Source organism: Sphingopyxis sp. (assembly GCF_025869345.1).
Classification (GTDB): Bacteria; Pseudomonadota; Alphaproteobacteria; order Sphingomonadales; family Sphingomonadaceae; genus Sphingopyxis.
The window spans coordinates 1-7,783 of record NZ_JAOZVW010000089.1 but is presented as its reverse complement, the minus strand read 5'-3'; the positions used below and the strand labels follow the sequence as shown (position 1 = coordinate 7,783).

General features: G+C 67.6%; 6 protein-coding genes and 1 tRNA gene. 6 read left to right on the top strand and 1 reads right to left on the bottom strand.

Annotated features, from left to right (window positions below; translation table 11 throughout):
* The 4 genes from OJI97_RS09660 to OJI97_RS09645 all read left to right on the top strand — a co-directional run.
* On the top strand, nt 1-1,713 hold a 1,713-nt coding region (locus OJI97_RS09660; RefSeq protein WP_297663000.1), incomplete at its 5' end, for a serine hydrolase.
* The gene (locus tag OJI97_RS09655; RefSeq protein WP_297662999.1) at nt 1,704-2,879 is read left to right on the top strand and encodes an MFS transporter; all 1,176 of its coding nucleotides are present in this window, start codon (nt 1,704-1,706) and stop codon (nt 2,877-2,879) included. The genes OJI97_RS09660 and OJI97_RS09655, both read left to right, overlap by 10 nt.
* Before the next feature lie 25 nt (nt 2,880-2,904).
* Nucleotides 2,905-4,185: a 4-aminobutyrate--2-oxoglutarate transaminase gene (gene gabT / locus OJI97_RS09650; RefSeq protein ID WP_297662997.1), complete on the top strand. Its 1,281-nt coding sequence runs from the start codon at nt 2,905-2,907 to the stop codon at nt 4,183-4,185.
* Nucleotides 4,182-5,648, top strand: coding sequence for an NAD-dependent succinate-semialdehyde dehydrogenase (locus OJI97_RS09645; protein WP_297662996.1), 1,467 nt, complete (start codon nt 4,182-4,184; stop codon nt 5,646-5,648). Before gabT ends, OJI97_RS09645 begins: the two co-directional genes overlap by 4 nt.
* 144 nt (nt 5,649-5,792) lie before the next feature.
* Here OJI97_RS09645 and OJI97_RS09640 read toward each other — a convergent pair.
* Nucleotides 5,793-5,878: transfer RNA gene (locus tag OJI97_RS09640), tRNA-Leu, on the bottom strand.
* A 104-nt stretch (nt 5,879-5,982) separates the two neighbouring features.
* Here OJI97_RS09640 and OJI97_RS09635 point away from each other — a divergent pair.
* Together OJI97_RS09635 and OJI97_RS09630 are read left to right on the top strand one after the other, a co-directional pair.
* Complete coding sequence (locus OJI97_RS09635) at nt 5,983-6,939, top strand: ABC transporter ATP-binding protein (RefSeq protein WP_297662995.1); 957 nt, start codon at nt 5,983-5,985, stop codon at nt 6,937-6,939.
* Nucleotides 6,936-7,703, top strand: coding sequence for an ABC transporter permease (locus tag OJI97_RS09630; protein ID WP_297662994.1), 768 nt, complete (start codon nt 6,936-6,938; stop codon nt 7,701-7,703). Before OJI97_RS09635 ends, OJI97_RS09630 begins: the two co-directional genes overlap by 4 nt.
* Nucleotides 7,704-7,783 lie beyond the last annotated feature (80 nt).

The window sequence follows — 7,783 nt, the reverse complement described above, 5'->3', positions numbered from 1 at the left end:
GGCGACAGCGGGCTGCGGCTTCGCCTGTCGGCGCGGGGCAAGCGCGCGACCTGCTGGTTCGACGATGTGGTGGTGACCGGCCTCGCCAAGGCCGAGGTTTCGGACACAAGGCAGGCGCTCGGCCGCGCCGCGTTGCAGGCGGGCGAGGGCTTCGACAGCCCGGTCGACCTGTCGGCCTTCTCCCCCGCCGCCGATGCTGCGACACCGCAAGCGCGTTTTGCGGGCCACCTTCATCTGGCGGGCGGGCCGATGGCGGGCTTCCGCCTGATCGCCGAAGAAAAGGGCTATGAGCGCGGCGACACAATCCGTTCGCTGCCCGCTCTCGACCTCGATCTCGTCCAGCACGGCGAGGCGCTGATCCCCGCGCAGCGGGGGCTGATCGCATCGACCCATCCCGACTGGAACTGGATCGTCGAGCCGGGCCGCGTCTGGTCCGAAGCCGGCGATGGCGGACTGACCCGCGCCGCGCTGCCCTTCGCGCTGCAGGAGCGGGGCGCCAATTGCACCCACAACGGGATGCTGACCTTCCTGTTCGGCGCGGACGGAACGGTGAGCAAAGCCGCCTTCGAGATTGCGGGCGAGACCTGCCGCTATCGCAAGTTCGACGCCTGGGGTTTTGCCGCCGCGCGCCTTGCGCCGGGCGCAGTCCGCGACGCCGACGCGATTGTGCGGCGTCATGAGGAGGCGGTGGCGGCGCGCTTGCCGGTGCGTTCGATCGAGGAACGCTCCGATGCGCTTGCTTTCGCCACCGCGGCGGGGCCGGAGCCGACCGTCTATGGCGCGGTGGTGGACGGCGTCCATTACCGCAGCGCCTGCGCGACGCGCCACGGCGACTATCCGGCGTGCGAGGTGATCGACCTGCCGTCCTATTCGACCGCCAAGTCGGTGTTCGGCGGGGTCGCGCTGATGCGGCTCGAAAAACTCTATCCGGGCAGCGCGGCGGTGGAGATCGCCGCGCACGTCCCGCAATGCGCGCGCGGCTGGTCGGGGGTGACACTCGAACAGGCGCTCGACATGACGACCGGCCATTATCGCTCCGACGCCTATATGGCCGACGAGGACGATCCGTCGATCGCCGCCTTCTTCGAGCCTGCGGACCATGCGGCGAAGATCGCCTTCGCCTGCACCCACTATCCGCGCAAGGCGGCACCGGGCGGCAAGTGGGTCTATCACACTTCCGACACCTATCTGCTCGGCACCGCAATGGCCGCGATCCTGCGTGAGAAACGCGGCGCGGACGCCGATCTCTACGACGACATCGTCCGGCCTTTGTGGGACGGCCTCAGACTCAGCCCGACGCTGTCGACGACGCGGCGCAGCGAGGATGCGGTCGCGCAGCCCTTCACCGGCTGGGGGCTGACCTATCAGCCCGACGACATCGCCCGCCTGTCGCGCTGGCTGATGCAGGGCGCGGACGGGCTGCTCGACCGGCGCCTGCTCGACGCGGCGATGCAGCGCGCGCCGCGGGGCGGCGGGCTGCCTGCGGGCTTCCCCGGCTTCCGCTATCGCGCCGGCTTCTGGACGCGCGACATGGGCGCGAAGCTCGGCTGCGCGGGTTCGCTCTGGGTTCCGGCGATGTCGGGGTTCGGCGGCATTTCGGTCGCGATGCTGCCCGGCCGCGACGCGCTTTTCTACAGCTTCGGCGACAGCGATCATTGGGACTGGAGCGCGGCCGCCGTGGCGCTTGCCGGAAAGGATGCGCCATGCGGCTGACCGACAAGCTGCCGAAAGTCGCGCCCGACGGCTTGCTTGCCGCGGTGCTGCTGTCCTTCCTCGCGACCGCCGGGCTGTTCTACGTCAACATCATGGCGGCGCTCGTCACCGGCCTGTCGGACGGGCTCGGCATCAAGCCCGCGAGCGCTGGGCTGATCGCCTCGGCCAATGTCTATGGCGCCGCGGTCGGCGCGCTGATCGCGGTGTTCCTGGTCCGCCGCATATCGTGGCGCGTCGCCGCGACGGCGGCGCTGCTCGGCCTGATCGCGGTCGATCTCGTCTCGACGCAGCTCGTGTCGGTGGCCTTGCTGACGGCGATCCGCGCCTGCCACGGCATGATCGGCGGGCTGCTCGTCGGGATTGCCTTCGCGGTGATCGCGCGCACCCGGTCGCCCGACCGCGTGTTCGGGATGCTGCTCGTCGTGCAGTTCGGGATCGGCGGCATCGGTCTCTGGGCGCTGCCGCCGCTGGTGCCGCACTATGGCACCGGCGTCCTCTTCCTCGCGCTCGCCGCCTTCAGCCTTGCGACGCTGGCGATGCTGCCCTTCCTGCCCGCCTATCCGGTCGCTGCCGAAAGCGGCGTGGCGGCCGAGGCGCCGCCGATCGCCCGCAAGCCGCTCGCCGCGACGCTCGCCGCCATCTTCCTGTTCCAGGCGGGCAATATGGGGCTCGCCGCCTTCATCATCGGGCTTGGGCGGGGCGCGGGGCTGTCGCAGGATTTCATCGGCCCGACGCTCGCCGCCGCCAACTGGCTCGGCGCCGTGGGGTCGATCCTCGTCGTCGCGATAGGCGCGCGCTTCGGGCGGGCGAAGCCGATCCTCGGCTCGATCGCCGTGACCCTGATCTTCACCGCCGCTTTCTGGCGATCGGACCTTCCGGCCGTCTATGTCGCCGCGAATATCGGTTCCGCGATCGTCTGGGCCTTCACCATCCCCTATCTGCTCGGCCTCGCCGCCGCCTTCGACAAGGTCGGGCGGACCGCCGCGCTCGGCGGCTTCTGCTCGAAGCTCGGCCTCGCGAGCGGGCCGCTCCTGACCGGGCTGCTGCTCGATCATGGCGGCTATCCGCTGACGATCGTCGCGGCGGTGCTGCTGCTCCTGCTGAGCGGGCTCGCGGCCGCCTGGCCCGCGCGCCTGCTCGACCGCGCGCCGCCTTCCCAAGACTGAAAACCCAAACCAACGAGGTCCAACGATGAGCAATAATGCCCTTCTTTTGTCGCGCCGTGCCGCCGCGGTCCCGCAGGGGGTCGCGAGTGCGACGCCGCTGTTCGCGGCGCGCGCCGAAAATGCCGAGATGTGGGACGCCGACGGCGGCCGCTATATCGATTTCGCGGGCGGCATCGCGGTGCTCAACGTCGGCCACCGCCATCCGCGCGTGATCGCGGCGGTGCGTGACCAGCTCGACCGTTACACGCATACGGCGTTTCAGGTCGCGGCCTACGAGCCCTATGTGGAACTTTGCGAACGGCTGAACGCGCTCGCGCCCTTCTCGGGCCCGGCCAAGACGATCCTTTTCACCACCGGCGCGGAAGCGGTCGAGAATGCGGTGAAGATCGCGCGCGCCGCGACCGGCCGTCCCGGCGTCATCGCCTTCGGCGGTGGCTTCCACGGCCGCACGCTGCTGACGATGGCGATGACGGGCAAGGTGCTGCCTTACAAGCGCAGCTTCGGTCCGCTGCCGGGCGAGGTGTTCCACCTGCCGTTCCCGATTCCCCACTATGGCGTGGAAGTCGGGGACAGCCTGCGCGCCTTGTCGCTGCTGTTCGCCGCCGACATCGAGCCGTCGCGCGTCGCCGCGATCATCGTCGAGCCGGTGCAGGGCGAGGGCGGTTTCCACATGGCGCCGCCCGAACTGCTCGCGGCGCTCCGCCGCCTCTGCGACGAGCATGGCATATTGCTGATCGCCGACGAGGTGCAGACCGGCTTCGCGCGCACCGGCCGCATGTTCGGGATCGAGCATGGCGGGGTCGAGCCCGACCTGATGACCGTCGCCAAGTCGCTCGCTGGCGGCTTCCCGCTGTCGGGCGTGATCGGCCGCGCCGACATCATGGATGCGGCGCAGCCGGGCGGGCTCGGCGGCACTTACGCCGGCTCGCCCGTCGCCTGCGCGGCCGCGCTCGCGGTGCTCGACGTGATCGAGGAGGAGGGGCTGATCGAACGCGCGAACGCCCTCGGCGACAGGTTGCGGGCGACGCTGGAGGCTTTCGCGGCGCGCAACGACCTGCTCCCCATCGGCCATGTCCGCGGCCCCGGCGCGATGGTCGCCTTCGACCTGCTCGCGGCGCGCGGCAGCGACGAACCCGACGGCGCGGCGGCAAAGCGGGTGACGGCGCGCGCGCTGGAACTCGGCCTCGTGCTGCTGAGTTGCGGAATCCATGGCGAGACGATCCGCCTGCTGATGCCGCTCACCGCGTCTGACGATGTGGTCGACGAAGGCATGGCGATCCTCGAGAAGGCCCTGAGCGCGCTATGAGCAATATCCCGACCCTGACCCGCCCCGACCTGTTGCGGACCGAGGCTTTCATCGCCGGCCGCTGGATCGCGGGCGACCGCCGCCTTGCCGTCACCAATCCCGCGACCGGCGCCTTGATCGCCGAGGTTGCGGATACGACCTCAGCCGACACCCGCGCCGCGATCGAGGCCGCGGCGGCGGCGATGCCCGCATGGGCGGCGACCCCGGCCAAGGCGCGCGCGGCGATCCTGCGCCGCTGGTTCGACCTGATCATGGCGAATCAGGAGGATCTCGCGCGGCTGATGACCGCCGAACAAGGCAAGCCGCTCGCCGAAAGCCGCGGCGAGATCGCCTATGCCGCCTCCTTCATCGAATGGTTCGCCGAGGAAGCGAAGCGCGCCTATGGCGACGTCATCCCCGCGACCCAGAACGGCCAGCGCATTCTCGTGCTCAAGCAGCCGGTCGGCGTCGTCGCCGCGATCACGCCGTGGAATTTCCCCGCCGCGATGATCACCCGCAAGGTCGGCCCGGCGCTCGCCGCGGGCTGCGCCATCGTCGTCAAGCCCGCCGCGCAGACGCCGCTGTCGGCGCTCGCGCTCGCGGTGCTGGCGGAGGAGGCGGGGCTGCCCGCCGGGCTGCTCTCGATCGTCCCGACCAGCGACGCGCGCGGCGTGGGCGCGGAGATGACGGGCAATCCGCTCGTTCGCAAACTGTCCTTCACCGGATCGACCGAGATCGGCAAATTGCTCTATCGCCAGTCGGCCGACACGGTGAAGAAGCTCGGGCTCGAACTCGGCGGCAATGCGCCCTTCATCGTCTTCGACGACGCCGATGTCGATGAAGCGGTCAAGGGCGCGATCGCGTCGAAATATCGCAACGCGGGTCAGACCTGCGTCTGCGCCAACCGGCTCTATGTGCAGGCGGGAATCCACGACGCTTTCGTCGCGAAGCTCGCCGATGCGGTGCGGGGACTGAAGGTCGGCAACGGCGCCGACGTCGGCGTCGAAGTCGGCCCGCTGATCGAGGAAGCGGCGGTGGAGAAGGTCGAGCGCCACATCGCCGACGCGGCCGCGAAGGGCGCGCGCATCGTCTGCGGCGGCGGACGTTCGGCGCTCGGCGGCACCTTCTTCGAGCCCACCTTGCTGACCGGTGTGACCGCGGCGATGGACGTCGCGCGCGAGGAGACGTTCGGGCCGCTCGCCCCGGTCTTCCGCTTTACGGACGAGGCCGATGTCGTCGCGCAGGCGAACGACACGCGCTTCGGCCTCGCCGCCTATTTCTATGCCGGCGATCTGTCGCGCGTCTGGCGCGTCGCCGAAGCGCTCGAATATGGCATCGTCGGGGTCAACACGGGACTGATCTCCACCGAAGTCGCCCCGTTCGGCGGGATGAAGGAGTCGGGCCTGGGGCGCGAGGGGTCGCGCTACGGGATCGAGGATTATCTCGAAGTCAAATATGTCTGCATGGGAATGGATTTGGGGTGACCTATCCGTCTGGACGCTCTGTCATCATCCGCTTTTCCAAGTAATTTCCGCTTTCGACCCATACCGGAATCTTCGCCAAGTCCCGCCGCCGGTTCGGACGCGTTGGCCGGAACAAGCCCCCGCGGGCTCCGGCCGAAGGACCGCTGGTGCGGACGGCGGGACTTGAACCCGCATATCCAGAGGATGGCAGATTTTAAGTCTGCTGCGTCTACCGATTTCGCCACGTCCGCACGCGCGCAGCCGGTCAAGCGGATGGACCCGAAGAGGTCAAGCGCTGTTTGGTTCTTTGCGTTTGCGCTTCACCGCGGCGGGCCGCTCGGCTATTTGCGGTCGAATGACTCCAGTCCTCGAAATTTCCGGCCTCTCCAAGACATATAAGAGCGGCCACCAGGCGCTTGCCGCCGTCGATCTTTCCATCAGCAAGGGTGAGATTTTCGCGCTGCTCGGGCCGAACGGCGCGGGCAAGACGACGCTGATCAGCATCGTCTGCGGTATTGTCACGCCAAGCGGCGGGACGGTGACCGTCGGTGGGCACGATCATGCGCGCGATTACCGCGCCGCGCGGTCGATGATCGGGTTGGTGCCGCAGGAACTCCACACCGATTCGTTCGAAAAGGTGATCACGACGGTCAGCTTCTCGCGCGGACTGTTCGGCAAGCCCAGCGATCCCGCCTTCATCGAGCAATTGCTGAAAGACCTGTCGCTGTGGGACAAGAGGAACAGCAAGATCATGGAATTGTCGGGCGGGATGAAGCGCCGCGTGATGATCGCGAAGGCGCTCAGTCACGAGCCCGAGATATTGTTCCTCGACGAACCGACCGCCGGCGTCGACGTCGAACTGCGCCGCGACATGTGGAACATGGTGCGCAGCTTGCGCGAGCGCGGGGTGACGATCATCCTCACCACCCATTATATCGAGGAGGCCGAGGAGATGGCCGACCGCGTCGGGGTGATCAGCAAGGGCAAGCTGATCCTGGTCGAGGAGAAACAGGCGCTGATCAAGAAGCTGGGGCGCAAGACGCTGACGCTCAATCTGGCCGAGCCGCTGGAGGCGGTGCCCGCGGAACTGGGCGAGTGGACGCTCGAACTGGCGGGCGAGGGGCATGAACTGGTCTACGAGTTCGACAGCCAGGCCGAGGCGACGGGCGTGCCTTCGCTGCTGCGGCGGATGAGCGACCTCGGCATCGCCTTCAAGGACCTCCACACCCGGCAAAGCTCGCTCGAGGATATTTTCGTCGGACTCGTCCATGAAGCCAATCCCAGACAAAATGGAGCGGAGCAGGCCGCATGATCCAGAATCTCCGCGGTATCCGCTCGATCTACCTGTTCGAGATGGCGCGCTTCGGGCGTACCTTCTGGACCAGCCTGATGCTGCCCGTGATTACCACGACGCTCTATTTCGTCGTCTTCGGATCGGCGATCGGCAGCCGGATGAGCGATGTCAGCACGGTGCCCTATGGCGCCTTCATCGTGCCGGGGCTGATGATGCTGACGATGTTCACCGAAAGCATCAGCAACGCGAGCTTCGGCATTTACATGCCCAAATGGACCGGGACGATCTATGAGATGCTGTCCTCGCCGATGTCGCCATTGGAACTGCTGATCGCCTATGTCGGGGCGGCGGCGACGAAATCGGTGATCATCGGGGCGATCATCTTCGCCACCGCGCATCTGTTCGTCGATGTCCAGATCGCGCATCCGGTGCTGATGGCCCTCTTCATGATCCTGATGGCGGTGACCTTCTGCCTGTTCGGTTTCATCATCGGCATCTGGGCGCAAAGTTTCGAGCAGTTGCAGGTGATCCCGCTGCTCGTCGTCTATCCGCTGACCTTTCTGGGCGGCGCCTTCTATTCGCTCGACATGCTGCCCGCGGCGTGGCGCACGGTGACCCTGTTCAATCCGGTCGTCTATCTGATCAGCGGGTTCCGCTGGACCTTCTTCGGGCAGGGCGACGTCGGCATCGGCGTCAGCATGGGCGCGGTCGCACTGTTCCTGACTTTGTGCCTGGCCGTGATCTTCTGGATGTTCCGGACGGGCTATCGGCTCAAGAATTGAGGCCGAATTTCGTCATTGCGAGCGCAGCGAAGCAATCCAGAGCGGTTTACGCTACCCTGGATTGCTTCGCTGCGCTCGCA

What these genes read in the sequence shown, in the direction of transcription:
- OJI97_RS09655 (WP_297662999.1), top strand. Translation starts at nt 1,704, where the DNA reads ATGCGGCTGACCGACAAGCTGCCGAAAGTCGCGCCCGACGGCTTGCTT.
- OJI97_RS09645 (WP_297662996.1), top strand. Translation starts at nt 4,182, where the DNA reads ATGAGCAATATCCCGACCCTGACCCGCCCCGACCTGTTGCGGACCGAG.
- OJI97_RS09630 (WP_297662994.1), top strand. Translation starts at nt 6,936, where the DNA reads ATGATCCAGAATCTCCGCGGTATCCGCTCGATCTACCTGTTCGAGATG.
- OJI97_RS09635 (WP_297662995.1), top strand. Translation starts at nt 5,983, where the DNA reads ATGACTCCAGTCCTCGAAATTTCCGGCCTCTCCAAGACATATAAGAGC.
- gabT (WP_297662997.1), top strand. Translation starts at nt 2,905, where the DNA reads ATGAGCAATAATGCCCTTCTTTTGTCGCGCCGTGCCGCCGCGGTCCCG.